Source organism: Rhizobium sp. P1_C7, assembly GCF_056406295.1.
In genome coordinates this window covers 1-25,280 of the sequence record NZ_JBFUAL010000007.1, presented here as the reverse complement: position 1 = coordinate 25,280, position 25,280 = coordinate 1, and the positions used below count along the sequence as shown (strand labels likewise).

Here is a 25,280-nt window from a genome sequence, read left to right as displayed (position 1 = left end):
TAGACGCAGAGAAGAAGCAGGCCAAGCGGGAGTACGCTCGATGAAAGCCATGTTCTACGACGCCTTCGAAAAGGCTCCCGACATTCGTAACGTGCCCGATCCGACACCGGGCGAGGACGGCGTCGTCATTGCCGTCGGCGCGACAGGGCTCTGCCGCAGCGACTGGCATGGCTGGATGGGGCACGATCCCGACATCCGCCTGCCGCATGTGCCGGGCCACGAGCTTGCCGGCAAGGTGGTCGCCAAGGGCAAGGGCGTAGTTCGCTTCAAGATCGGCGACCGGGTGACCGTGCCCTTCGTCTCCGGCTGCGGCCATTGCGGCGAATGCCGTTCCGGCAACCAGCAGGTTTGCCCCAACCAGTTCCAGCCGGGCTTCACGCATTGGGGATCGTTCGCCGAGTATGTGGCGATCGACTATGCCGATACCAATCTCGTGCACCTGCCCGACAGCGTTGACGATGCGACGGCGGCGAGCCTCGGCTGCCGCTTTGCCACCTCGTTTCGCGCGGTTGCCGACCAGGCACGCACAGGTCCCGGCGAATGGATCGCCGTGCACGGCTGCGGCGGCGTCGGCCTTTCGGCGATCATGATCGCCACCGCGCTCGGTGCCAATGCCATCGGCATTGACGTATCCGAAGAGAAGCTTGCATTTGCCCGCGAATGCGGCGCAGTGGCTACGATCAATGCGACCACTGTGGCAGATGTGCCAGAGGCAGTACGCGATATCACCAAGGGCGGTGCGCATGTCTCGATCGACGCCCTCGGCCACCCCGTCACCTGCTTCAATTCGATCAGGAACCTACGGCGCCGCGGGCGCCATGTGCAGGTCGGCCTAATGCTCGGCGAGCATGCGACGCCTCAGATTCCGATGTCGCAAGTCATCGGCCACGAGCTGGAGATCTACGGCAGCCACGGCATGCAGGCGTGGCGCTACGACGCAATGCTCTCCATGCTCGATGCGGGCAAAATTGCGCCGCAGAAGCTGATCGCCCGCAGGATCAGCCTCGAGGAAGGCATTCCTGCGCTGATGATGCTCGACAAGGCGGAGACCACGGGAATCAGCGTCATCACGCGATTCTGATCGCCGGGCCGGTAACTGGCGGGAAGGCTCCGGACGAGGCCGCGGGGACCTTCTTGCTGCCTGGAACCAGCTGTAAACGGAGCTTTCAGCTTGAACGACAGAGCCGGAAAACCCATATGCCGCGAGGTCAATTGCTGCCGCGACCGATGACCGCAGGCGGGTTGCCAAGAGCTTAAGAAAGGTCTAACCGGCTCGCCGCCAAGAAAAAGAAAAGCGAGACATCATGTCCAACTCATTTGTAAACACGCACGCCCAACCAGGCGCGCAGGCCCTCTTCGCCTCCGACGAGAAAGTCGAGCGACGGGCTCGCCTGGAAGGAACCTGGCTCAACATCTTCGACGTTACTGTGCCTTCAGGCTGTCGGACGCCGCTCCACCGGCACGCCAGCCCCGAGATTTTCCGTATTATTGAAGGCCGGCTGAAGATCCGTCGCATGACCGATCAGGGCCTGGAAGAATTCGAGGCAACCGCGGGCGACATTGTGAGAATCGATGCCGACCAAGCACACGGCTATTCCAATCCAGGCCCGGACACCGCCGTCTTCTCGGCGATCATCGACAGCGAGATGGCGGAATTCTTCGAAGCCACAGGCTCCCGCGAGCCCCCCAAGGCTACTCTCTCCGGGGAGACAATGAACCGCGTGACGGTCGTTGCCAACACTGATGGCACCACCATTCTGGCAGCTTAAGCCACCGATTGGCCGTCCGGCTTGCCCGGACGGCCCCCATGTATGACCTGTCCGCGGGATGCCACATACAGACCGTCTAGACGATTTCTTACGCTCCCTCTTGCGTTACCTCCCATTCATCTCCAAAATTCCGGCATGCCTGACAGCGATCCTTCCAGTACCAGCTCCGCCCATCGCGAACGGGATCTTCCGGCTGACGATGGCGGTGATCACTGTAGATGGCGCGATCATGATCGTGCCAGCGCGAGGCTGACAACTGCCGCGGATGACGCGGCCACTTTCCTATTCATTGCGGAAGTTCGTCGTCGGTCGCTTGCGCCCGGCGCATTCCGCGTTTCACGCTTTCATCTGAAAAGGAGCGGCCCGTCCGACGTGGCCGCATTGAACCATTGATGTTCTTTGACTGGATGTCCGACCCTTCCGCCTGGGTCGGTCTTGCAACCCTTATTGTGCTCGAGATCGTTCTCGGCATCGACAACCTCGTCTTCATCGCCATCCTGGCGGACAAGCTGCCGCCGTATCAGCGCGACCGGGCGCGGCTGATCGGCCTCGCCCTCGCGCTCATCATCCGGCTTGGGCTGCTCGCCTCCATCGCGTGGGTCGTGACGCTGACGACGCCGCTGTTTTCGGCCTTCGGCTTCGGTTTCTCCGGCCGCGACATCATTCTGCTTGTTGGCGGCCTTTTCCTGCTGTTCAAGGGAACGATGGAGCTGCACGAGCGGCTGGAGGGTCATGTTGAGAGGTCTGAGAACAAGCTCGTGCATGCCGTCTTCTGGCAGGTGATCGTCCAGATCGTCGTGCTCGATGCCATCTTCTCCCTCGACAGCGTCATCACGGCCGTCGGCATGGTGCAGCATCTGCCTGTCATGATGATCGCCGTCGTCGTCGCCATCGGTGTCATGCTGCTGCTTTCCAAGCCGCTGACAGCCTTCGTAAACAAGCATCCGACCGTCGTCATCCTCTGCCTCGGCTTCCTGATGATGATCGGCTTCTCGCTCATCATCGAGGGCTTCGGGGTCCACCTGCCGAAGGGTTATCTCTACGCGGCCATCGGCTTCTCCGTGATCATCGAATCGCTCAACCAGCTGGCGCGGCACAACCGGGAGCGGCTGATCACGCCGACGAATATTCGCGAGCGCACCGCGGACGCCGTTCTCGGTCTTCTCGGCGGCAAGCGGCCGCAGGTGGCGCTCGGCTCGACGGCGGACCTGATTGCCGAACAGACCGCCGAAGAGGACGTCTTCTCGAGGGAGGAAAAGGACATGATCCAGGGCGTGCTGGCGCTCGCCGGTCGGTCGGCAAAGTCGATCATGACGCCGCGCACCGACATCGACTGGCTCGACCTGGATGCGCCACAGGCAGAGCTGCAGCGGCGCATCGTGGACCTCGGCCATTCGCGCTTCCCGGTCGCGCGCGGCAGCCTCGACAACTTCATCGGCGTTGCCAACGCCCGGGACCTGTTGCGCGATATCATCGTCGACGGCGAGATCAACGCCGAGCGTTCCATCCGCCAGCCATTCGTCGTCCACGAAAGCATCAGCGCGTTGAAGCTCATGGAACAGCTGCGCCATTCCAGCGAAGCGGTCGCGATCGTTCTCGACGAATACGGCGACCTGGAGGGCATGGTGACGCCGACGGATCTTCTCGAGGCCATCGCTGGCGAATTCCCCGACGAGGACGAGGAGAAGCTGACCGTCGAGCGCGGAGACGACGGCTCGCTGACTGTCGACGGCTGGATCGAGATCCGCCATGCCTCGAAGCTTCTGGACGCCGACCTCGTCGACGAGACGGATCGCTACTCCACGCTTGCCGGCTTCATCCTGTGGCGGCTCGGACATCTGCCGCACGAGGGCGAAAACGTCAGCGTCGGCGACTTTTCTTTCGAAGTCGTCAAGCTCGACGGCCGCAACATCGACAAGGTTCGCGTCAAGCGTATCGATGAAGCCGCATAAACATGGAGAGCCCCCAATGGTATGGTCTGCCAGCCAGTATGTGAAATTCGAGGACGAGCGCACCCGTCCGGCGCGCGACCTCCTGGCACAGGTTCCGCTGGAGGGCGTGCATCGCGCCATAGATCTCGGCTGCGGTCCGGGCAATTCGACGGAACTGATCATCAAGCGTTTCGGGGCGGAGGGGGTCTGCGGACTGGACAGCGACCTGAACATGCTGGAAGCAGCCCGCAAGCGCCTGCCCGGCACCGCCTTCGTCGAGGCCGACCTTGCGACCTGGCAGCCTGTGGTGCCGGCGGACCTGCTGTTTGCCAATGCCGTCTTCCAGTGGCTGCCGAACCATATCGATATGTTCGACCGGATGATGGACGGGCTGGCGCCCGGAGGCGTGCTTGCCGTGCAGATGCCCGACAACCTCACCGAGCCGACGCATCTGCTGATGGAGGAAACGGCGCATGCAGGCCCATGGAAGGCTGCCTTCGAGGCGAAGAGCGTGCGGCGGACGCCGCTTCCGCCGCCGTCCATCTACTACAGCCGGCTGATCCGGAAGGCGGCCCGCGTCGACATATGGCACACCGCCTACAATCACCCGATGGCGGATGCGGCGGCGATCGTCGAGTGGATGAAAGGCACCGGACTTCGCCCCTATCTCGACCATGCCGGCGATGAGCACCGCGAGGCATTCCTTTCGGAATACCTTGCACGGGTGGAGAGAGCCTACCCCGACATGTCGGACGGGAGGGTGTTGCTGCGCTTCCCGCGGATTTTTATGGTAGCGGTGAAGGGTTAAGCGAAGCATCGCTGCGATCTCCTTCCCCTTGTCAGTCAAACGCCTCGCTTTACATTGACCACTTTAAATCGACGGCGGCCCCAAGGAGCAGATCATCATGGCAGCAGCCCCCACCCCTCCGGTCACGCTTGTCATCTTCGGCGCCACCGGCGACCTGACGCGCCGTCTTCTCGTGCCAGCCATCATCAATCTCACCCAGAGCGGGCTGGTTGGGGACGACCTGCAAATTCTCGGTGTCGGAATCGAACCCGGCGACGATGCGATGCTGGTGGCTCGGCTGGACGGCTTTCTCTGCGAACTCGACGATGAAGGCGCCAATCGAAAGAGCGAGGGCTGGCGGAAGCTGCGCGAGCGCATTGCCTACATATCCGGTGACTTCACCAAGGACGACATCTTCGTGGAGATCAAGAAGCGGTTGGCGAGCGCGCCGAGCGGCAATGCGGCCTTCTATTTTGCCGTACCGCCACAATTCTTTGGAACGCTGGTGGAAAAACTGGCCGAGAACGGCCTGACCAGCGAAGGCGATGGATCGTTCCGCCGGATTGCGATCGAGAAGCCGTTCGGGACCGACCTCGCCTCGGCCCGAGCATTGAATGCTCGGATCCTGTGCAAGGTGGCCGAAAGCCAAGTCTATCGGCTCGATCACTTCCTGGGAAAGGAAACGGTGCAGAACATCCTGACGGCGCGATTCGCCAATATGATGATCGAGGCGCTGTGGAACAACAACTATATCGATCACGTGCAAATCACGGCGACCGAGGTCGTCGATGTCGGAAGCCGCGGGAAGTTCTACGACGCCACCGGCGCGCTCCGCGACATGGTCCCCAACCACCTGTTCCAGCTGCTGGCGATGATCGCCATGGAAGCGCCCAACGGTTTTGGCGCCGAAGCCATTCGCACGGAGAAAAGCAAGGCGCTGAGCGCGCTTCGCATCTCAACGCCGGAAGAGGCCGCAACCCACGCCGTGCGCGGCGCATATACGGCCGGCACGCTCGAGGGCAACGGCATCGCGGCCTTTACGCAGACGAAGGACGTGTCGCCCGACAGCAAAACCGAGACATTCGTCGCCCTCAAACTCTATGTCGATACTTGGCGATGGGCTGGCGTGCCCTTCTATCTCAGGACCGGCAAGGCGATGACCGCGCGCGATACCGAGATCGTGGTAACCTTTCGGCAGGTACCCTTCGCGCAGTTCCGCGAAACCGACATAAAGCGCAATCTGCCGCCGAACAGAATGGTCATCCAGGTGCAGCCCGACGAGGGCCTCAGCATCGAATTGTCGATCAAGTCGCCAGGGCTTTCGGTCGATACTGTGCCGGTGTCGCTCGACTTCCGATATGCCGACAAGTTCGACATCGGCAAGATGACGGGCTATGAGTCCTTGCTCTACGACCTTTTTATTGGCGACCAGACGCTGTTTCAGCGGGCCGACGGTATCGAGGCAGGGTGGGCCGCCGTTCAGCCGTTCCTCGACGCGTGGGCGAAAAGCGGCGAGGATCCTGATCCCTATGCGCCGGGAAGCATGGGCCCCGCCTGTGCCGACGACCTGATCCGCAGGGATGGCCGACAATGGCATGAACTGGGCGTCCTGATACACAACCAGACCAAAGGAGCCAAATAAAATACACTCCTTGGTTAGTATTTTTTTTACCGTGACACTGCAACCAGCTGCATTTCTGAAGAATTTCGACAATTCTTTCATAGTGAATACTCAAAGAGTCGAACCAAGAAGCCTGCTCCATACAAAATAAGTAGGAGTTGACGGCCCGCTTCGCCAACAGCAAGATTTTTAGGCTGACCGCGTTGCTTTTCCAGTGCGACAAAGAAGGCGGGCTCGTCAAACCCCGGCGAGCCCTTCTTACGTTTTCAGTGATTTGCGGTTGAAACGACTCAAATAATCGAATTATTAATGGTCGATTAACATATTTACTTGCGCTCCTCAGCCGCCTTGTTAAATCTACCCTCTAAATCTGGGGTATTGAGATGACTGATATTCAATCTTCCAAGAATCGCTCCGACCAACGAATGGAGACCTGCAGGTCCGAATTTGAACCCATGCTCTTCGAGCTTATACGCAATGGCGAAAAGAGAGGGTGGAAGGCGGCGGAGATTGCCATGGCTCTGGCCGATGCGGCCGACGACGTCATATTGAAGCTGGCGCGCGAAACGAAAAGCAAGCACTAACCAGCTGCCCAATTGACTACCCTGTCCAGTGCCGAAACCGGCTTCTGGCAAGCGCTGAAAACACGTATTAGATTCAGAGAGGACTTGCGGTGATTCCCGCGGGCCGTCTGGTTGCGCGAGAACGGGGATTGCTATTGCAGTGGGTTACCGCCGCTCTTCTGGCTTGCGGTTGCGTCAGTCTGGCGGAGTTTGCCGACTGGCCGCCTGCTGACGACTATATCGCGAAAACCAATTGCAGCAAAAGTGCTGCACCAAGTCGCTGCATGGGTATCCGCGAAACATGGCGTGAGACCTACGCGGACGCGGTCAGCGGCGCTTCCGAGAGCCAGCGAGCAGTTGCCTTTTGCCTCAGCACAGGTTGTGACAACGCCATCATCGAGGACCGTGTCCTTGGCTGCGCCTGGCGCCATGTTATCGCCGGCTCGAGGCATCGGCAGTTTACCGAAGCCGACACGGCGTCCATCCGGCAATTTTGCGGGCCGGATTTTGTCGACGACGCGGACAGACAAACTGCCCGGGATCAATCGATAGTCTGGCTCGGCCTGCAAGGCAGCAGGCAATAGTCAAATATGAACGGCCACCACCCATGCGATGACCGGCGGAAGAGATCCGCCCGCCATCCAATTCCTATGCGGCCCGCCTCAGACGAACTGGCTCAGGCCCGGGACCGAGGCCACGACTTCATCGACCACATCCTTGCCGGCGTGCTGCTCGGCAATCGCGATCGTTTCCTTGGCAAGCGTGGTGATCTCGCCCATGCCGAGGCCCTCGGACATCAACTGCTGGCCCAGCGCCATCACGCCACCGCCGGCGCCGAGCGCTCCCATGATGCTGCCAAGGATTCCACCGCCGCTCTGGCCTTCGCCGTTGTACTTGGCAACGAGCTCGGAAGCGCCGGGAATGGCTTCAATCATCTTGGCGACCGGACCATCGGCCGCTTCGCGCTGCAGGAAGCCGAGCATCATGCCGACTGCCTTCTCCGCCACTTCTGCCGGAATACCCACTCGCGCGGCAATCTGATCCACCATTTCATTCATCGTCAGCCTCCTGTTTATTTGACGTTCACGTCAACGTTAATCGACTTTATCAGGCAACTCAAGCCGCCCGCTGCGATAGCAGGCCATATCCTAGTTTTCCTTTTGGTGCAGACAGTTGTCCGCACTGGACTCCCTGCTTATAACAGGCAAACGATATTTCAATGACCGCGCGGAAACCGCGCTCCGCATTTTGACGCAAGGGCGCCAACCGTCTTAGGAGAAGTTCCGAAATGCTCGAGGAAGGCAAGATTTTCGTAGGTGTCAGCCGCAAGCCGGATGACGGCATCAACAAGCCCGAATATCTCGATCTCAAGTTCGGAAACCGCCACGGTCTGGTGACCGGCGCCACCGGCACCGGCAAGACCGTGACGCTTCAGGTGCTGGCCGAGGGATTTTCAAGGGCAGGCGTTCCGGTCTTCTGCGCTGACATCAAGGGCGACCTTTCCGGCATAGCCGTCAAGGGCGAGCCGAAAGACTTTCTCACGAAGCGCGCCGAGCAGATCGGCTTCGACGACTACGAGTTCGATCAGTTCCCGGTGATCTTCTGGGACCTTTTCGGCGAAAAGGGCCATCGCGTGCGCACCACCATCGCCGAGATGGGGCCCCTGCTTCTGTCGCGACTTATGGACGCGTCCGAGCCGCAGGAAGGCGTGATCAACATCGCCTTCAAGATCGCCGACAAGGGCGGGCTGCCGTTGCTCGACCTCAAGGATTTCTCGTCGCTTCTGAACTACATGGCCGAGAACGCAAGCGAGCTTTCCAACCAGTACGGACTGATTTCGAAGGCATCCGTCGGATCGATACAGCGCGGGCTGCTGGTCCTCGAACAGCAAGGTGCCGAGCACTTCTTCGGGGAGCCGGCGCTCAAGATCACCGATATCATGCGCACCAACAACCGCGGCTACGGCCAAATCTCCGTGCTTGCCGCAGACAAGCTGATGATGAACCCGCGGCTCTACGCGACATTTCTTCTGTGGCTGCTATCTGAGCTTTTCGAGGAGCTGCCAGAGGTGGGCGATCCGGAAAAGCCGAACCTGGTCTTCTTTTTCGACGAAGCGCACCTGCTGTTCAACGACGCGCCGAAAGTCCTGACCGAGCGGGTGGAGCAGGTCGTTCGCCTCATCCGCTCGAAGGGCGTCGGCGTCTATTTCGTGACGCAGAACCCGCTTGATGTGCCCGAGACCGTGCTGGCCCAGCTCGGCAACCGCGTGCAGCACGCGCTGCGCGCCTATTCGCCGCGCGAGCAGAAGGCGGTGAAGACCGCCGCCGATACCTTCCGCCCCAACCCGGCCTTCGACTGCGCGACCGTGATCACCACTCTCGGCACCGGCGAGGCGCTGGTTTCAACGCTGGAGGCGAAGGGCTCGCCCTCGATCGTCGAGCGCACGCTGATCCGCCCGCCGTCCGGCCGCGTCGGGCCGCTCACCGATGCAGAGCGCCAGCAGGTCATGGACAAGAGCCCGGTTATCGGGGTCTATGACGAGGACCTCGATCGCGAGTCCGCTTTCGAGATCCTGGCCGCCAGGGCGAAAAGAGCCTCCGATTCCGACGCGGCAAAGCAGGCGCAGCAGAACCAGCCGACCGAAGGCGGCGCTTCCGGCCGCTGGCCGCTGCCGGGGTTCGGCGACGACGACAACCAGGACAAACCGGCCCAGGGCCGTACCCGCTCAGCCGGTTATCAGCGCGAAACGGTGGTCGAGGCGGCGATGAAGAGCGTCGCCCGCACCGTTGCCACGCAGGTCGGCCGCGCGCTGGTACGCGGCATCCTCGGAAGCCTGAAACGGTAGGCCCGCCAACCATGTCGGAAGCAACCTCGTGACGGTGACGTGGAGAGAGCTGACCGCCGCTGAAAAGCGGATCATCGAGCGGCTGGTGCGCCACGCCTCCCGAGGCAATGTCGCGCCGGCCTGGGATATCGAGAATTACCGCGCGGCCGAGATCGATGAGTTCGGCTCCCTGCGGCTTCGGCCGCGCGACAAGGCCGATATAGCGGCTGGCGCGATTGTTCGTCCCATCGCGTCGGCCTATTTCGACGACAAGGACTCGCCCGACCCCTACGGGCCCCTCATTGACATTATTCTTTTCGAGGCGGCGGGTCTTCTCTGCGAACTCCTGATCTACCGCAGCGACGGCGGCACAATCCTGCGCGATATCGAGGCAGAGAGCATCTTCCTCGTCACCTCATACGAACAGCACGGTTGAAAATTCTCACGGCCGATGTTTAATTCATGGCGACTTGGAAAGGAGGGCTACGGGTGAAGACATATTTCCGGTTCAACCGCCAGCGTGGCCCCGTCAACGCCCTGCAGATGCGTTTGCAGGGCTGACCAGAGACCGTTTCTCCAAAATCTCTTCCTGGTCTGCCCCTCGTGGCAATGCAGATCCGAGCTGTCGCTCGGCTGCGTTTTTCAGAATCCACCGAGCTTGAGCACACGCACGCGATGAAGGCCGATGGCCCTCGCAGCCGTACTCGCTCGTAAGACCAGGGCAAGATCATGACTCTCATCAATATCCGCAATCTCGGCGTCACGCTCGGCACGACGCTGTTTTCCAAGCTCAATCTCACCGTCAGCAGCGGTGATCGCATAGGCCTCGTTGCCGCTAACGGACGCGGCAAGTCGACATTGTTGCGATGCCTTGCCGGTACTCTGGAAGCGACCGAAGGCGACGTGGCGCGCTCGCGCGGATTGACGATCGGCCATGTCGACCAGGACGTACCGCGTGCCCTCCTCCCGCTGCCGTTCCACCTGGCCGTCCTGAAGGTGTTGCCTGCCGACCAGCAGGTGAACGAAAGCTGGCGCGTCGACATGGTGCTGGAATCGCTGGAGGTTCCCGAAGACCTCAGGGAGCGGCCGGTCGGCCAGCTGAGCGGCGGCTGGCAGCGGCTGGCGATGCTCGCCCGTGTCTGGGTGACCGAACCCGACGTCCTGTTGCTCGACGAGCCGACGAACCACCTCGATCTCGGGAAGATCACGCGGCTTGAGGAATGGCTGAATGCCCTGCCGCGCGACATGCCCGTGATCATCTCCAGCCATGACCGCGCCTTTCTGGACGCGACGACGAACCGGACGCTGTTCCTGCGACCCGATCAATCCCATGTCTTCGCCCTTCCCTACAGCCAGGCGCGCGCTGCGCTCGACGAGTCGGACGCCTCCGAAGAGCGGCGCTACCAGCGGGACATGAAGACCGCGCAGCAGCTTCGTCAACAGGCAGCCAAACTCAACAACATCGGCATCAACTCCGGTAGCGACCTGCTGGGGGTGAAGACAAAGCAGCTGAAGCAGCGGGCCGACAGGCTGGAGGATGCGGCAAAGCCGGCGCATCTCGAGCGCTCGTCCGGCGCCATCCGGCTCGCCAATCGCGGCACACATGCAAAGGTGCTGCTGACGCTGGATGACGCGACTGTGGAGATACCCGACGGCACGCCTCTCTTCCGGACAGGAAAGCAGTTCATCTGCCAGGGCGACCGCATCGTCCTTCTCGGAGCAAACGGGGTTGGCAAGAGCCGCCTGGTTGCGATGCTGCGCAAGGCGGTGATGGGCGTCGAGCCCGCACCAGCCGACATCAAGGCAACGCCATCGTTGGTTCTTGGCTACGGCGACCAGGCGCTTGCCGATCTTTCCGACAGCGAGACGCCGATGCGGACGATCGTTCGGCGCTTCGACGTCGGCGACCAGCGTGCGCGGGCTCTTCTAGCCGGCGCCGGCATGACCATCGAGATGCAGGACAAGCCGATTGGCCGCCTTTCGGGCGGACAGAAGGCACGTCTCGGCATGCTCGCGCTACGGCTCGCCAATCCGAACTTCTACCTCCTCGACGAGCCCACAAACCATCTTGATATCGAGGGCCAGGAAGCACTGGAAGCCGAACTGATGACACAACAGGCGAGCTGCCTGCTCGTCTCGCACGACCGCCGTTTCATCCGGACAGTCGGCAATCGTTTCTGGCTGATCGAACGGAAGAGGCTTATCGAGGTGGAGAGCCCAGAGGCCTTTTTCGCCTCGGCGGCCGCTGCGCCCTGATCTGGCGCGCGACTGAAATCAGAACGAAGCCGGGGCGGCGGCGAGCACGTTGAGCTTGCCGCCGCTGATCGCATAGAGGCTCAGGCGCCGCTCGACGAGACCGGTGGGCGTCAGCCGGAAGAGGCCCGTCACGCCGCGGAAACCGACCTTGCTGGTCAGGTTCTGCGCGTTGAGACCTTCCGGCCCCTTGGTGCGGATGATACCCGAGGCGATGGCGACGGCGTCGTAGCCGTAGGCCGCATCAGTTGAGAGCGGGCGCTTGTAGTGACGCTGAAAGCGATCGGCGATCAGAGATGCGCCCTCGGGCTCGACCATTGCGATCAGCGTGCCGTTGGCAGTCTTCTCCGTATAGGCCTGGGGCGGCCAGGCGCTGGTGCCGATGAAATTGAGATTGATCTGTCCGCCCACCTTGACGGCACCTTCCACGGTGGTGGCAATCGCGGTGCGGCCGAGGATGAGCACGGTATCCGCGGTCTGCAGCAGCGGTCTAGTTTTCTGAACGGCATCGGCGGCGGATGCATCGGTCAGATCGTAGCGGGCGATGCCGACGAAGGTGCCGCCGGCGGCGCGAATGGCGTTGGCAAGCTGCGCCTCGCCGGCCTGCGGGAAATCCTTCTGGGCGAAAACAACCACTTTCTTGTGGCCACTGGCAAACGACGCACGCACGCCCTCGATCGCGCTATCGACCTCGTCGGACACGAGATTGTAGACATTGCCTGCCGTCGCCGGCACGGCGGCTCCGATGTTGACCAGAGGCGGCCGCTGGTCCGAAGGCATCGCGGCGATGGCCGCGGCAACCGCCGGCTGAACGTAGCTGACGAGCAGTGCCGAGTTTCTGGCCTTGGCGGCTGCGACCGCCGCTGGTACGCCGGCTGCGCCACCCGCCACGTCCACAACCTTCACGAAGGCCTGATTGCCGCCCAGCTCGCCAACGCTCAAGGCAGAACCATCGCGTATGTCGCGGGAAGCGCCCTCATAGAGGCCGCTCGGCCCCTTCTGCAACAGCAAGGTAATTTCGGCGCCATTCTCGCCGAATGATTCCTCGACCTCGGTGGACGGCGGCTTGATGTCGTTGGTCTTCACATTCTTGGCGATGCCATCGACATCGGACTGACACGCTGCCAGCGCGCCGCAGGAGGCAACGACCAGAAATGCCAGGAGCCTTGCTACAGACTTCGCTCCGCCGCGGGCATTCAATGGCTGTTGCGGCCGCCGTAAACCATGCGAGTTCCGCGCCTGCCCCTTCAAATGCACTGTCACGATGCCCCCCCAACCCAATCAATGCCGTCTGGAACGGCTATTTTTCTGGCATCATATCTGCACAGGCGACAGGCGAAAGCAAACCCTTCACCCAAACTTGGTTGAGGGAAACACTAAAATTTTCTGCTTTTTTGAACATATAATTTTGTCCAAAGTTACCTACGCTTAAATACCTCATATTTATAGCTATTTCTTACATTTCTTCCGAAGCAGGGAGAAATTACGCCCGTGAAAACAACAATAAAATCCATCACGATTGCAGTTATTACATTAGTTTCTACTATTTTATCTTTACCATTCGCAAACGCTTCCGCATCAGCTCCCTACAATACGCAGTCAAATAATACTCTATACTCCGATTCGCTTTCGACATCCGTTGCCCGCGAACTGGCGCAGAGTGCAAGCATTGTCGGCTTTGCCGATCTGCTCGCCGTTGTAGGACACAGCATCGTGCGGACAATCGTCTCGATGGATGTTGCAGCCTTGACGCAATCTTTTGAGCCTGCGCCCGCCGGATTGACGCGTGAGAACACCGCATCCGTGAATTCAACGGTTCAGCCGCTTGTTGCAGCGGCACCAACGGACAGCGCTGTGTTCGGATCGGTCGCGATCCCCTTCAAGCGTCTTGCAGCGCTCAAGAGACTGGCCCCTTCGCTGTCGGAAATGAACGACGGCACGGCGATCGCCTGCGGCGCCGGCAAGTGTTCAGATGCGGTCGTGGCGATCAAGGCAGCCTTCACCAGAACCTCGCAGGCCTCCATCCGCGACAAGATGAATGCGGTCAACACCACGATCAACCATACGATCGGCTACCGCCGCGACATCGACACCTACAAGGTCGCCGACTATTGGGCGACGCCGGGCGAGACGCTCGCGCGCCAGCAGGGCGATTGCGAAGACTTCGCGATCCTGAAGATGGCAGCTCTGCATGCCGAGGGCATAGACCTCAAGGACATGGCGGTGGTCGTGCTATTCGACCAGAGGCGGCACTTCTACCACGCCATCCTGTCCGTCTCCGTCAACGGCAACCGCTTCATCCTAGACAACATGCGCGACGAGGTGCTGCCGGACACGCGACTGCCCGACTATATGCCGCTCTACTCGATTGCCGGCGGCAAGGGCTACATCCACGGTTCACGCGTCGGCGGAAGCCAGATGGCGTCTGCCATGCCGATCGAGAAAGTCGCACCCGGCGAAGGCGTCGCCTTCTGAAGCGGCGCCAGGGTGGAGCGCAGGCTTGCCCGGCGCACGAACCGGAACCCGGCCTACCCCACTGAACGGATGTCGCGCGCGAGATCGCTCATATCATTGTCGAGCTGGTGATCCCTGCGTTCGCACGTGCGGACCACGGCGTGCGGAATCGCTTTCGCATAGAGATGGACATGGGCAGTTGGTACCACGGCGTCGTCGGTACCATGATAGAGATAGACGGGAACGCCGGACGGCAGGCGTCCCGAGAGATCCGTGCCATCGTCGTCATCGCCCGGCCACCCGCCATCACCGAAGAAGGGCGCAGCGATGACAAATACACCTCCAAAGCTCGGTTTCGGTGGCAGTTCGGCCAGCAAGCGGATCAAAATGGTGCCGCCGACGGAGTGGCCCACGAGAATTGCCCCGTCTTCCAGGGATTTGAATTCGCTCATGAGCGCAGCCTTCCAGTCCGCGTAGCCGGGATCGTCCTCGCAGGGCATTCGGGGATAGCGGACGGCGTAGCTTTCGCCGAGCTCGCGCTCGAGGCTCGCGACGAGCTTGCTGTCCCACCGATCGTAGGTTCCTTCGCCCGCTCCTTGAACGAAAAGGATCTGCCTCGCCATTACTGAATTTTATTCGACGACACAGACGGACGCAAGACGGGGGGCTAGCCCGCGGGCGGATCACTTTTTGCCCCTGTCTACGCACCGCTCGATGTCCGGCAGCACCCAGATCTTGCCGAACATGGCTTTCGTCGGTCCATAAAGGTGGAACATGAGCTCGAAATCCCGCTTCGGGTCGGTCGGTTGCGGTAAATGCGGACGTAAAACTCATCGACTGAAGGAGGGCATCGTTCCGCCAAGGCACACCCACGCAGGCAGGATTGGATTGAGAAGAGGGTGCCGGTTGGTGTATTGAACCGATTTGCCGCGGCGTGAATAGACGCGGCCGCGGCGCAGCGCCTGGAGAGCGACCATTCATGGCCGAAGACAAGCCAGACACGATCGCCATTCTCAAAGCGATTGCCGAGAGCCCGAAGCGTGACAACAGCGCCTATCACAGCGCCATGGCCGAAGCCCGCCAGGCCTTCGAGAATGCCGAGATCGCGCTGGGCGGACCTGTCCGGTTGAGGACCAAGACCAAAAAGAAGCGCAGTGGCGAGTATGTCGTAAAATGGACCTTCAAGCGCCAGAAGTGACGCGCGAGCGTTTCGCGCGAAAGGTCGCCGCGATCAGTATCGCGAGATGTAACCGATCAGCATCGACTTTTCGTGCGTCGGTGCCAGGGCAAGGTTGATCTGGCCCTTCATCGTCTGCGTGCCGACTGCGATGCCGAAGCCGGTGTTCAGCGTCTTGCCCTTGTTGCGGCGCAGCGTCTCTATCGCCTCCTCGATCTGCGTATCGATGGAGAATCGCAGCCCCCTGGTCAGCTGCGCTGTGTCGCTGAGCGGCAGACGCTGGCGCAACATCGACAGGAAGGGATCGTTGAACAGCTGCACCTTCTTTTCCCGCGTCAGTAGGATCGTCGGCGACGGAGATGCCTGGATGATGGCGTTGATATTGGCCATCGACGAGATGTCTTCGACCGTATCCAGCCGGCGTAGCGCCCATTTCAGGCTGAGCACCCGCAGAAGCGAAGCGAGGTTGCCGGATTCCGGCATCTGCGACGCTGTGTACTGCACGAGATCTGCCGTCGACATCTTGCCCGATGTCGACATGCGGCCGAGGCCGTCCCAGTAGATCCGCTCAAGGCGAATGCCGCGGCGCTCGCCGCCACGCCCGACGACGGCCCGGAAACGCGGTTCGATCTCTTCCGCGTCGATGGCGGGCAAAGGTTCATCGATCGGCTCTAGATCGGAAACGACGTTGCTGCCGGGCTTGATGATCTGCATTCTACCGCTCCGTCAGCGCTTCAGTGCGCGCCTTGTTGATCGGCTTCATGAGATAGCTGAGCACGGTCTTGCTGCCGGTCATGATTTCGACCGAAGCGACCATGCCGGGGATGATGGGATAGGACTTGCCGTTGCGCTCCAACTCCGAGCGGTCAGTCTTGACTTGGACGAGATAGTAGGTCTCCCCCTTTTCCTTCTCCACAAGGCTGTCGGCCGAGATGTTCTCGACGACGCCTTCGAGGCCGCCGAAGATCGAGAAATCGTAAGCCGTGACCTTGACAATCGCAGGTTGGCCGCGGCGGACGAAGGCGACGTCGCGCGGCGAGATCTTGGCTTCGACCAGCAATATGTCCGCCGTAGGAACGATGCCGGCGATGACGCGGCCCGGATCCACATAGGCGCCGATCGTGTTGACCTCCAGCGTGTTGACGATGCCGTCCACCGGCGAGCGGATATCGGTGCGCTTGACGCGATCGGAGGCTCCGCGAACGGTCTCGTCGACCACCGACAGCTCGGCCAGCGCCTGTGCCTTCTCGGTCAACGCCTGCTGACGAAGCTCCAACGCCAGATCGCCGAGCTGAAGCTTGGCCTCCTGAATTGCGCCCTGAAGCCGGTCGAGGCTCTCCTCATAGACCTTGAGCTGACCCTGCTGATCGGTGAGGTCGCGCTCGACCTTCAGCACCTCTGTCTGTGCAACGAGCTTCTTTTGCGACAGCGGATAGATCAGGTCGTACTGGCGCTGCGCGCCGTCGATGTTCTGCTGCAGCCGGTCGATATTGGCGCGTGCCTCGCCGAGTTCGTTCTCACGCTGACGAACGCGCTCCTGCAGCACGCCGAGCTTATTCTGGTAGCTGGCGCGGTCGGCTGCGAACAATTGCGCTTCGTTGGAGCATACCTCCTTTGCCACCGACAGGATATCGTCCGGGCAGATGAACGGCACGTCGTACTTGCCGTCTTCCTCGAGCTTCAGGCGCGCTACCTTGGCGCCCAGCGCCCGCGCCTTGGCAACGGATTCGCCGAGGGACGAGGTCGTAGTCGTGTTGTCAAGCTGCACCAGAAGCTGGCCCTTGCGGACGACCTGACCGAGGACGACGGCAATCTGCTGCACGACGCCCGGCTCCGACGACTGGATGATCTGCGTCTTCGATACGGGAATGACCTTACCTTCGCCGCGCGCGATCTCGTTGATGTTGGCAATGGCGGCCCAGGCAACGAAGCTGGCGACCACAAGCGCCACAAGCGCCAGAATACCGCGTGCCAGAAGTGGCGGATTGTCGTGGCGATTGGTCATGACGCCTGCCCCGCCGGCTTGCGCTGCATCGCTTCGATGACGGCCTGCTTCGGCCCGTCGGCGATGATCCGACCCTTGTCGATGACGATCAGGCGGTCTACCAGTTCGAGCATGCTGTAGCGGTGCGTGGCGATCAGCAGCGTCGTCTCACGGCTGAAGGCCTTGGACAGGCGAGCAATGAGATGCCTCTCGGTAGCAAGATCCATGGCGCCTGACGGCTCGTCGAGGAACACGACCTTGGGCCTGGTCAGAAGCAACCGGGCAATCGTCAGCGCCTGCTTCTGGCCGCTCGACAGATTGGTGCCGCGTTCGCCCACCGGCATGTCGAAACCGCGCGGATGATTGCCGACGAATTCGTCGACGCCGGTCATGCGGGCGACTTCCAGCAACTCTTCGTCGCTGGCATCGGCGCGGCCCATGAGGAGGTTTTCCTTGACGGTGCCCGAGAAGAGATCGGATGACTGGCCAGCCACCGCGACGGCGGAGCGCACCTCGGCCATGTGATACTGGCGGATATCGACGCCATCGATCATCACGCGGCCGCCCGACGGCGCAAACAGGCCATCAAGCAGGCGCCCGAGCGTGGTCTTGCCGGAACCGATACGGCCGATGATGCCTATCCGCTCGCCGGGAGCGACCGTGAAGGACAGCTTGTTGATCACAGGGTAGTCGGAGCCCGGATACTGGAACGACACGTCCTGGAAGCTGAAGGCGCCGCGCGCAATCTCGCGGTTGACGAAACCGACGGTGGACGGCCTGTCGTCCGGCTGATCCATGATTCTGTCGAGAATGCGCAGCGACATCGTCGCCTGCCGAAAGCGTGCCAACGTCATGGCGATCTGGCCGAGCGGAGCACCGGCGCGGCTCGCCAGCATCACGGTCGCGACGATCGCGCCCATGGCAATGCGGCCCTCGGAGAATTCGTATGTGCCGGCAATCACGATCAGCACGCTCACCATCTGCTGAACGAACATCGTCAGGTTGATTGCGTTCGTGGAAACGTGCTTGATTTCCTCGCTGGTACGGCTCGAGTATTTCGAGAGCTCCTGCCAGCGGCGCAGCATGGTCGCCTCGGCCCGCAGGCTCTTCAGCGTTTCGATCGTCGAAATCGTCTCGACGAGAAGCGACTGGCGGCGCGAAGCCTCGTTGGCAGCGGTTGCCATGCGCTTGCCGATCGCCGCCTGGGCATAGAGACCGATCACCACGGACAGCAGGAAGGCGACGGCGGGAATGACCACCAGCCAACCCGATATCAGATAGATGACGGCCAGGAAGATGAAAACGAACAGGCTGTCGATCAGCACGCCGATCGTGTTCGAGGTGAAGAACTCTCGCACGAACTCATACTGGGTGACGCGATTGGCGTATTCGCCCGTCGACATCGGCCGCGATGCCAGCGTCGAATTCAGCACCTTGTCGAACAGCAGTTGCGACAGGCGCAGGTCGGCCTTGCGGCCGGCGTAGTCGATCAGCGAGGAGCGTGCCGTCTTCAGGAGAAAATCGAAGATGTAGGCAAGCGAAATACCGGCCGCCAGCACCCAGAGCGTCGGGATCGCCTTGTTGGGGAGCACCCGATCGTAGACGTTCATCGTGAAGAGAGGCGAGCCGAGCGCGATCAGATTGATGAACAGGGCGGCGACCATGACGCGGACGTAGGTGCGCCAGTAGGGCGCCAGCGTCGTCGCCAGCCAGTGGCGTTTCTCGATCTCGACAGCGTTGCCGACCAGCGCCTCCTCCGAGGCATTCTGGTAGTAGAGCGTGAAGGCGAAGGCTATCTGCGGCCGCAGCGCGACGAATTCCTCGCGTGTCAGGCGGATGGGATTTCCGGCGACAGGGACAATTTCGGTCACATAGGAGCCGTCCTCGCCGACTTCCAACACGGGAAGCACGGTGCCATCGGCAAAGGCGACAATCGCCGGGCAATCGAAATTGCCCAGGCGACAATCGCGCTCCTGGTGCTTGATGACCTGTAGACCGATCCGCTCCGCCATCCTCTCGACGTCGTCGGCGTCGAGCGATTCAGTCACCTCATCCGGAAGCCCGGAGAAGAGAACGGTATCTGAGCTCGGTCGGCCATAGAACGCAGCCACTGATTTGAAAGCAGCTTTGAATGTTTGAAGCGGCGTGCCGGTGGTCGGTTCTAGCGCTACGTTCAGCATGGTTCCATGGCCATCTCGGCTACTGCTGTCGAATGGGCGCTAGGAGATCCAACGGCATGCCGGGCGTCTGATGAGAATTCAGCTCGACATATCCGGGATTCGGAACGCTCGCGGGGACAGCAAAATCTTGCCGCGCATACTCCTTGGCCTGCTCGACCGGCTTCAGCTTCATCGTCTGAAGCAGATTGCCTGATGCGGCCAGGATCTTGTACTCGGCAAACAGGGAGGCGACGCGCGCAGTGTCTGCGAGAACCTTGGTGTTGAACTTGGTGTTCTGGGCATCGAGAACGTCGAGCAACGAACGCTGTCCGACCTTGAACTGCTCGCGATAGGAACCAACGAGCTGGTTGTTGATCTCCGCCTGCTTGCCGAGGATGCCGGAAAGGTCGCTACGGCTGGCGCGCTCGTTCCAGGCAGACCTGACGGACTCCTGAACCTCGCGCTGAACCTGGGCAAGCGCATAACGCTGCTCGCCGGCGCGACGGATCTGTTCCTGCTCGCGGGCAACATCGATGCCGCCGCGATAGAGATTCCAGCGGGCGACGACACGAACCTGGTAATCGTTGGTGTTGCCTTCATCGCCATCGATATCGTCGCCGACAATTGCAGTGCCTTCAAGATTGACCTTCGGCAGATAGTTGGCGCGCGCGCCGCGAACGCCGGCGTCGGCCGCATCGATGTCTGCATTGGCAGAATAGATACGCGGGCTGTTCTTGCCGGCGATGAAAACGGCGTCATTGAGCGTCTTCGGCAGGTACTTGGCCAGCGAAGGCGGGGATGTCGGATTGACGATCGGCTCACCGACAGCCTTGAGGAAGCGGATCTTGGTCGCTTCAAGCTCTTCCAGCGCTTCGCGCTGGCGTGCCTTGGCGGCTTGGAGACGCTCGCTGCCCTGGAGGCGATCGGCATCGGTCAGGGCACCGCCCTTGATGCTTTCGTTGATGTCACCGACCATCGCAGTGTGAAAGGCAACGTTCTCCTTCGCAGCCGCGACGATCTGGTTCTGCAGCATAAATTCGAGATAGTCCTGCGTTACCTCGAGGGCGAGCGCTTCGGAACGTTCGAGAACCCGAAAGGAAGCACCATCGACGCGCGAGGCCTGCTGATCGACCTGCGCCTTGCGGCCACCGCCGTCATAGAGCGTCTGGCTGATCGTGAGGCCGACATCGCCCGGCGACAAGTAGTCGCTGTCGGAGGTCAAAGTACCGGTCGTGTCGTTCGACAGGCGTCGACGCCCAATACCAGCTTCGAGATCTACAGACGGCAAGTACAGACCGCGTGCCTGGCGCAGTTCGAACTCGATCGCTTCACGATCTTTCGCAGCCTGAAGTACCTGCGGATTGGTCTTTATCGTCTTTTCGATTGCCTGCTGCAAAGACATCGCGCTGGCGTCGACATAAAATGCAAAACTCAAAGCAACGGTTGCAGACAACGCTGCGAATATTCTTTTGCCTTTAAACAAGACGGATGCCCCTCAACATCAAAATTCACCGGCTACCCGTATACCGAAGAATTAGAACTTCAGCAAACAAGTAACACCAATTTCTCCACATTCCAATTGTCGCGCCGGGCTTTCCTGCCGAGACAGTTAATTCCCATGTAAAACGATGCAAAGCTCGAATTTTACGGGATTTTTTAAACCCGGCTTTTCCTGCTTCTGCTTATCTGGCGTTACTTTCAAACGGATTTGACCCGCAATGAATTTCGGCCAGCGTTACTCTTCTGCCACAATCATTTCAGCTCTTCGGACAGCCGTGATCGGCGCTCTTTGCTTCGCGGCGGGATCCATCGGAGCTTTACTTATCTTAAACCTTCTCGTTCCGGATCGACCATTTTTGGTAGGATTTGCCGGAGCAACCGCAATTTCTCTTTTTGTTGCATTTCCGCTGCTGATCAGCTTGCACTTCAAGAATAGCGACATCAAAAGACTGCAGGAGACGGTCAACTATGCTCAGCGGCATGACAGCGTTACCAAGGCACTGAACGGCGCGGCCTTCGCCGCTGCTGTCGAGCACTATATCGACCGCCGGAAGCGAATTGCCACGGATGCCGGCGGCGTGATGATCGCCGTCGTCATCGAGAGCCTCGACGCCATCAATCGACGCTATGGGCCGCAATGGGCCGACACCGTCATGCAATCGCTGGCCGCCATCATCCAGACCTCGGTCAGAAGCGGCGACCTGGTTGCCCGCCTTGCCTCTAACGAGCTCGGCGTCTTCCTGCCGGGTGCCTCGGTCGAGAATGCGCAGGATGTCGGAACACGCATTCGCCGCCGTGTCGCCGAGGCCTCGTTCACGGCCGGCGATGCGCCGCTTTCGATCGATATCCGGCTCGGCGGCGCCATCTTCGAAGGTGCGACCGACTTCAACCATATCCGCCAGCTGGCCGACGAAATGGCGATGCAGCGCGGCGGCACGGATGCGGACGAGGGCCTGCCGATCTCCAGGCTCCCCACCGCATAGCGCCGGCGCAACCCGACGAATGCGGCGCCTCACCCTGAACTCGCAGATCTAAATTCCAAGCGAAGCTGGCTGACGGCTCACCTTTGGAAGAACGAGAAAAAGGCGCCTTCGCGCCTTTTCGATTTTATCGGCAATGCTGCCGTCGCCAGCCAATCCCAATGTCAGCCGACATGCGGCGCGGTGACCGCGTCATGCTTGTCGTCGAACAGGATCTTCACCGCTTCCGTGGTGTTCTGGAGGACCGCCACGTCATGCCAGCCGCCATTGGCGTTGACACTGACCACGGTGTCGGCACCGCTGACTGTCGTCTTGACGCTGGCGAGCGCGTCGGCCTCGCTTGCCTCGTGGCCGAGCAGGCTGTCGAGAAGCTTCGACACGTCGAGCGTATCGCCTTCGCTGGCCTTGTAGTCGGTGATCACGTCGGCGAGCTTGACGTCTGCAAGCGCATCGGCGTCTAGAACGAAGGTGTCGGCCCCTGCCCCGCCCGAGATCGTGTACATGCCGCCGCTGCCCGACAGGATGTCGTCGCCGTCGCTGCCGATCAGCGAATAGGCATTGACGCCGTTTTCGCTGTCGCCAAGCGTCGTGTCGAAGGCCACCTCGACAAAGTGACCGGCCGAGCCGTCCGTCAGCGTGTAGCTGCCATCGGCGAGGATCGACTGGCCGTTGATCTCCGAATTGGAGGCAGTCGCATCGAGCGAGATGCTGCTGATCGAATGATCCGCCAGGCTCGAAAGCTCGCCGCTGTCGGTGATGCCGTTGTGGTTGAGATCCTGCCAGACGGTGAGTTGTGAGAAGGCCTCGTCGGCCGCATCGATCTTGCCGTCGTGGTTGCTGTCGAGCGTTGCGAGCGCTGCCAGACCATCGCCATAGGTACCACCGGCAAAGTGCGGCGAGAAGATCTCGCTGCCATTGTCGATCTTGCCGTTGCCATCGAGATCGAGCGCCAGGATGCCGTCAGTGGCGGCCGTCCAGGCGATCTGATCCTTGTGACCGTCGGCATTGATATCGAACTGGACGCCGTGGTCGAGGGACGAGAGGGCGACGCCATTGTGGTCGAGGTCGAGGATGATGGGATCGATGTGGCTGTTGCCGATCAACGTCGCAAGGCTGGTCCCGCCGCTGGTCAGGTTGACGTTCTGCAGGTCGACCAGAATGTCCTTGCTCGCATCGGGGGTGTCCCCGACCTGTTCGTAGATAAAGGTATGGGCCGTACCGCTGACCGTCGCCGAGAAGGCGACGGTCGCTCCCGCGTTGCCCAAATCGTTTTTGTGCAGATACTGCACGACCGCCGCGACCTGGCTCGCCGACGACACCGTCACCACATTGTTGGAGGCGTTTTCGAAAGTGATGATACCATTCGTGATGCTGTGCTTGCTGATCTGAGAGCTGTTTATTGTCAGCGACGAGTTTGTACCGTCGACCCAACCGCTAGTATTTCCGGCGGCAAATGGGGTTCCAGCGAGGTTGAGGATATCAGCCGTCATATCGAAGTCGGTGATAATGTCGTAGCCAGATATAGTCCCGCTGTCTCCGTTTCCGCCGGTAGTTCCGAGCGACTCGCCGCTGCCGATGACGAACGTATCMGCGCCACTGCCGCCGGTCAGGGTGTCAGCGTCCGCTCCGCCTGTCAGGATGTCGTTACCGATACCACCACTGAGGGTGTCATGGTCCTCCCGGCCGTACAGCATGTCATTGCCGCCGCCGCCAGCGAGCACGTCCTCGCCGGACGTCCCGTAGATGGTATCGGGCAGGGTCGTGTTGCCGGTGACCGGGATACCCGGGTCGCCGGGATTATGGGTGAAGAAGTCGAACGTTACCGCTCGTGCCTGGAAGTTGCCGCCGTGATTGTCGGTATAGACCAGCGTCCAGGTGTTCCCGGCTGCCGGCGGGTTGGCGATCAGGTAACTCGCCAGGGTAGTGGGGGTGGCATTGCCGGCAGCGTCTAGCAGATAGATGTGGTCGTAGTCGACCGTCGCCTTCATCAGCCCGGTTGCAGAGTCGTAGAACCAGCTCTGCTCAAACGTGCCGGCCGACAGGTCGTCCTCGACGACGGCGAAATGGTTCGCGCCGATGCGGATCTCCACCTGGACTTCTTGTTCGCGCGCTGACCCGGCCGAGGGGTCGCCAAAAGCCCCAGGGTTTTGTTCGTCAGCGGGGATGGGCGTGGCGAACGGGGACTTTTGGAAATCCGTATAGACCACGACCGTCGAACCATGCGGATCCGCGAGGATGCCGTTGACCGTTCCCTGCGACAGCGTCAGCGTCTGGGTCTGATCGTTGCCCGAGGTCAGCGGGCTGCCGCCACTGCCGATCTGCTGGGCATCCGAAGGCAGGCTCGTCGGCGGGACTTCATGAATCCCGACGTTCTGAGTGACATGCATAGTGCCGTCATAGACGTCGAGCTTTAGCGTCAGGTTCTGCGCGTCGGTCTGGCTCGATGTCGGCCGATAGACCACGCTGTCAAGCAGTTTAATGCCGTTAGCGGGATCATAGAGCGTAACCCCCGCCGTGAGGGCGACGTAGCCGCTGCCGGCGTTATAGAACATGCCCGTGGGAACTGTTCCGGACACCTTCACGACCAGGTTGTTGCCGTCGGCATCGGTCGGCGCTTCGATGTGCAGCGGATACCCGTTGGGATAGCTCGGTGCACCTGACGTGTACTGAGCCGGATCGCTCGACAGCCAGTTTTCGGAGTCGACGACAGTTGGCGGGCTATTGACCGGGGTACTGGTCGAGCCGGTCGTGAGCAGGCTCTCATACTCGTTCTGCCCGGTGACCGAGTTGATAGAGTTACTGATCGAGCCGGAATAGGTGTTCGCACCGAAATGCAGGTCGACCGTTACCGAGGTCTGGCCCTGCGGCAGTGTGATCGTGCCGCCCTTGGCAAGGGTGAACACGAGGCCCTCGGCATCCAGCGGTGCGATGGGACCCGTGGGGCCGGACAGCGTGATCGTATACGATATCGTGAAGACGCCGTTGCTGTAGGTAGAGTCCCCCGCGGTGAGCGTCGCGGTGACGGCGTCGCTCGTGTCGGTGACCTGTGCGGTCGCCGGCGTCGTGTTAGGAACGAGGTTTTCGAAGCCGCCGCCCGTTGCGCTAAGAATCTGCGCCGTCAGGGATGACGGGTCCGTATAGACGTCGTCGCCATTGCCGGCGGCGAGCGTCAAAGTGCCGGTGGTGTGGCCGTCGGCGATGGTGATGTCGCCCTGATCGGTGTGGACAATCGTGACGCCGTGCGAGGCGCTCGACAGCGTCGCGGTGAACACGTAGCT

At 61.0% G+C, this 25,280-nt stretch carries 20 protein-coding genes; 12 read left to right on the top strand and 8 right to left on the bottom strand.

Translation table 11 applies throughout. The features are described from left to right. The first annotated feature begins 40 nt into the window (after positions 1–40). The 6 genes from AC1D2R_RS12565 (at position 41) to AC1D2R_RS12540 (ending at position 6,692) form a co-directional block, all read left to right on the top strand. Entirely contained in the window at positions 41–1,081 is a 1,041-nt protein-coding gene (locus tag AC1D2R_RS12565; RefSeq protein WP_477967609.1) for a zinc-dependent alcohol dehydrogenase family protein, read from the top strand. A gap of 220 nt (positions 1,082–1,301) precedes the next feature. Further along, complete coding sequence (locus AC1D2R_RS12560; RefSeq protein ID WP_477967882.1) at positions 1,302–1,769, top strand: cupin domain-containing protein; 468 nt, start codon at positions 1,302–1,304, stop codon at positions 1,767–1,769. A gap of 392 nt (positions 1,770–2,161) precedes the next feature. Continuing rightward, on the top strand, positions 2,162–3,721 hold the full coding sequence (locus AC1D2R_RS12555; protein ID WP_477967608.1) for a TerC family protein: 1,560 nt from the start codon (positions 2,162–2,164) through the stop codon (positions 3,719–3,721). 16 nt (positions 3,722–3,737) lie between these two features. Continuing rightward, complete coding sequence (tam, locus tag AC1D2R_RS12550; protein ID WP_477967607.1) at positions 3,738–4,508, top strand: trans-aconitate 2-methyltransferase; 771 nt, start codon at positions 3,738–3,740, stop codon at positions 4,506–4,508. Between the two features lie 97 nt (positions 4,509–4,605). After that, positions 4,606–6,129 carry a glucose-6-phosphate dehydrogenase gene (gene zwf / locus AC1D2R_RS12545; RefSeq protein ID WP_477967606.1) on the top strand — a complete coding sequence of 508 codons (1,524 nt, stop codon included), beginning with the start codon at positions 4,606–4,608 and terminating at the stop codon, positions 6,127–6,129. 434 nt (positions 6,130–6,563) lie between these two features. Next, a complete protein-coding gene (locus tag AC1D2R_RS12540) occupies positions 6,564–6,692 on the top strand; it encodes a hypothetical protein (RefSeq protein WP_477967605.1) in 129 nt (42 codons plus the stop codon). Between the two features lie 641 nt (positions 6,693–7,333). Here AC1D2R_RS12540 and AC1D2R_RS12535 read toward each other — a convergent pair. Beyond that, the gene (locus AC1D2R_RS12535; protein ID WP_477967604.1) at positions 7,334–7,729 is read right to left on the bottom strand and encodes a hypothetical protein; all 396 of its coding nucleotides are present in this window, start codon (positions 7,727–7,729) and stop codon (positions 7,334–7,336) included. 230 nt (positions 7,730–7,959) lie between these two features. On the opposite strand from AC1D2R_RS12535, the gene AC1D2R_RS12530 reads away from it, so the two are divergent. The 3 genes from AC1D2R_RS12530 (at position 7,960) to AC1D2R_RS12520 (ending at position 11,751) form a co-directional block, all read left to right on the top strand. Further along, entirely contained in the window at positions 7,960–9,516 is a 1,557-nt protein-coding gene (locus AC1D2R_RS12530) for a helicase HerA-like C-terminal domain-containing protein (protein WP_477967603.1), read from the top strand. 28 nt (positions 9,517–9,544) lie between these two features. Continuing rightward, positions 9,545–9,931, top strand: a complete 387-nt coding sequence (locus AC1D2R_RS12525) for a DUF6984 family protein (protein ID WP_477967602.1) — start codon at positions 9,545–9,547, stop codon at positions 9,929–9,931. Between the two features lie 293 nt (positions 9,932–10,224). Beyond that, the gene (locus AC1D2R_RS12520; protein ID WP_477967601.1) at positions 10,225–11,751 is read left to right on the top strand and encodes an ABC-F family ATP-binding cassette domain-containing protein; all 1,527 of its coding nucleotides are present in this window, start codon (positions 10,225–10,227) and stop codon (positions 11,749–11,751) included. Positions 11,752–11,769: 18 nt separating this feature from the next. Here AC1D2R_RS12520 and AC1D2R_RS12515 read toward each other — a convergent pair whose 3' ends face one another. Then, positions 11,770–13,011: an ABC transporter substrate-binding protein gene (locus AC1D2R_RS12515; protein ID WP_477967600.1), complete on the bottom strand. Its 1,242-nt coding sequence runs from the start codon at positions 13,009–13,011 to the stop codon at positions 11,770–11,772. 483 nt (positions 13,012–13,494) lie between these two features. Between AC1D2R_RS12515 and AC1D2R_RS12510 the strand changes: the two genes are divergently transcribed. Next, the gene (locus AC1D2R_RS12510) at positions 13,495–14,223 is read left to right on the top strand and encodes a transglutaminase-like cysteine peptidase (RefSeq protein WP_477967599.1); all 729 of its coding nucleotides are present in this window, start codon (positions 13,495–13,497) and stop codon (positions 14,221–14,223) included. 53 nt (positions 14,224–14,276) lie between these two features. Here AC1D2R_RS12510 and AC1D2R_RS12505 read toward each other — a convergent pair whose 3' ends face one another. After that, on the bottom strand, positions 14,277–14,825 hold the full coding sequence (locus AC1D2R_RS12505) for an alpha/beta fold hydrolase (RefSeq protein WP_477967598.1): 549 nt from the start codon (positions 14,823–14,825) through the stop codon (positions 14,277–14,279). A gap of 356 nt (positions 14,826–15,181) precedes the next feature. On the opposite strand from AC1D2R_RS12505, the gene AC1D2R_RS12500 reads away from it, so the two are divergent. Continuing rightward, a complete protein-coding gene (locus tag AC1D2R_RS12500) occupies positions 15,182–15,400 on the top strand; it encodes a hypothetical protein (RefSeq protein ID WP_477967597.1) in 219 nt (72 codons plus the stop codon). A gap of 33 nt (positions 15,401–15,433) precedes the next feature. Here AC1D2R_RS12500 and AC1D2R_RS12495 read toward each other — a convergent pair whose 3' ends face one another. From AC1D2R_RS12495 to AC1D2R_RS12480, 4 genes are read right to left on the bottom strand one after another with little or no spacing between them, the layout of a single operon-like run. Beyond that, positions 15,434–16,093, bottom strand: coding sequence for a ribbon-helix-helix domain-containing protein (locus tag AC1D2R_RS12495; protein ID WP_477967596.1), 660 nt, complete (start codon positions 16,091–16,093; stop codon positions 15,434–15,436). A 1-nt stretch (position 16,094) separates the two neighbouring features. Next, a complete protein-coding gene (locus AC1D2R_RS12490; protein ID WP_477967595.1) occupies positions 16,095–17,384 on the bottom strand; it encodes an HlyD family type I secretion periplasmic adaptor subunit in 1,290 nt (429 codons plus the stop codon). After that, positions 17,381–19,543, bottom strand: coding sequence for a type I secretion system permease/ATPase (locus AC1D2R_RS12485; RefSeq protein WP_477967594.1), 2,163 nt, complete (start codon positions 19,541–19,543; stop codon positions 17,381–17,383). Before AC1D2R_RS12485 ends, AC1D2R_RS12490 begins: the two co-directional genes overlap by 4 nt. A gap of 19 nt (positions 19,544–19,562) precedes the next feature. Then, positions 19,563–20,924, bottom strand: coding sequence for a TolC family outer membrane protein (locus AC1D2R_RS12480; RefSeq protein WP_477967881.1), 1,362 nt, complete (start codon positions 20,922–20,924; stop codon positions 19,563–19,565). Between the two features lie 517 nt (positions 20,925–21,441). Between AC1D2R_RS12480 and AC1D2R_RS12475 the strand changes: the two genes are divergently transcribed. Then, entirely contained in the window at positions 21,442–22,005 is a 564-nt protein-coding gene (locus tag AC1D2R_RS12475; RefSeq protein WP_477967593.1) for a GGDEF domain-containing protein, read from the top strand. A gap of 161 nt (positions 22,006–22,166) precedes the next feature. Here the strand turns inward: AC1D2R_RS12475 and AC1D2R_RS12470 are convergent. After that, positions 22,167–25,280 (bottom strand): immunoglobulin-like domain-containing protein (locus AC1D2R_RS12470; protein WP_477967592.1); only part of this gene is annotated, 3,114 nt, incomplete at its 5' end.

Excerpts from the sequence above, each read along its gene's own strand:
- AC1D2R_RS12505 (WP_477967598.1), bottom strand. The coding sequence starts at position 14,825 with ATGGCGAGGCAGATCCTTTTCGTTCAAGGAGCGGGCGAAGGAACCTAC.
- AC1D2R_RS12565 (WP_477967609.1), top strand. The coding sequence starts at position 41 with ATGAAAGCCATGTTCTACGACGCCTTCGAAAAGGCTCCCGACATTCGT.
- AC1D2R_RS12530 (WP_477967603.1), top strand. The coding sequence starts at position 7,960 with ATGCTCGAGGAAGGCAAGATTTTCGTAGGTGTCAGCCGCAAGCCGGAT.
- tam (WP_477967607.1), top strand. The coding sequence starts at position 3,738 with ATGGTATGGTCTGCCAGCCAGTATGTGAAATTCGAGGACGAGCGCACC.
- AC1D2R_RS12520 (WP_477967601.1), top strand. The coding sequence starts at position 10,225 with ATGACTCTCATCAATATCCGCAATCTCGGCGTCACGCTCGGCACGACG.
- AC1D2R_RS12535 (WP_477967604.1), bottom strand. The coding sequence starts at position 7,729 with ATGAATGAAATGGTGGATCAGATTGCCGCGCGAGTGGGTATTCCGGCA.
- AC1D2R_RS12555 (WP_477967608.1), top strand. The coding sequence starts at position 2,162 with ATGTTCTTTGACTGGATGTCCGACCCTTCCGCCTGGGTCGGTCTTGCA.
- AC1D2R_RS12540 (WP_477967605.1), top strand. The coding sequence starts at position 6,564 with ATGCTCTTCGAGCTTATACGCAATGGCGAAAAGAGAGGGTGGAAGGCG.
- zwf (WP_477967606.1), top strand. The coding sequence starts at position 4,606 with ATGGCAGCAGCCCCCACCCCTCCGGTCACGCTTGTCATCTTCGGCGCC.
- AC1D2R_RS12490 (WP_477967595.1), bottom strand. The coding sequence starts at position 17,384 with ATGACCAATCGCCACGACAATCCGCCACTTCTGGCACGCGGTATTCTG.
- AC1D2R_RS12500 (WP_477967597.1), top strand. The coding sequence starts at position 15,182 with ATGGCCGAAGACAAGCCAGACACGATCGCCATTCTCAAAGCGATTGCC.
- AC1D2R_RS12485 (WP_477967594.1), bottom strand. The coding sequence starts at position 19,543 with ATGCTGAACGTAGCGCTAGAACCGACCACCGGCACGCCGCTTCAAACA.
- AC1D2R_RS12480 (WP_477967881.1), bottom strand. The coding sequence starts at position 20,924 with ATGTCTTTGCAGCAGGCAATCGAAAAGACGATAAAGACCAATCCGCAG.
- AC1D2R_RS12495 (WP_477967596.1), bottom strand. The coding sequence starts at position 16,093 with ATGCAGATCATCAAGCCCGGCAGCAACGTCGTTTCCGATCTAGAGCCG.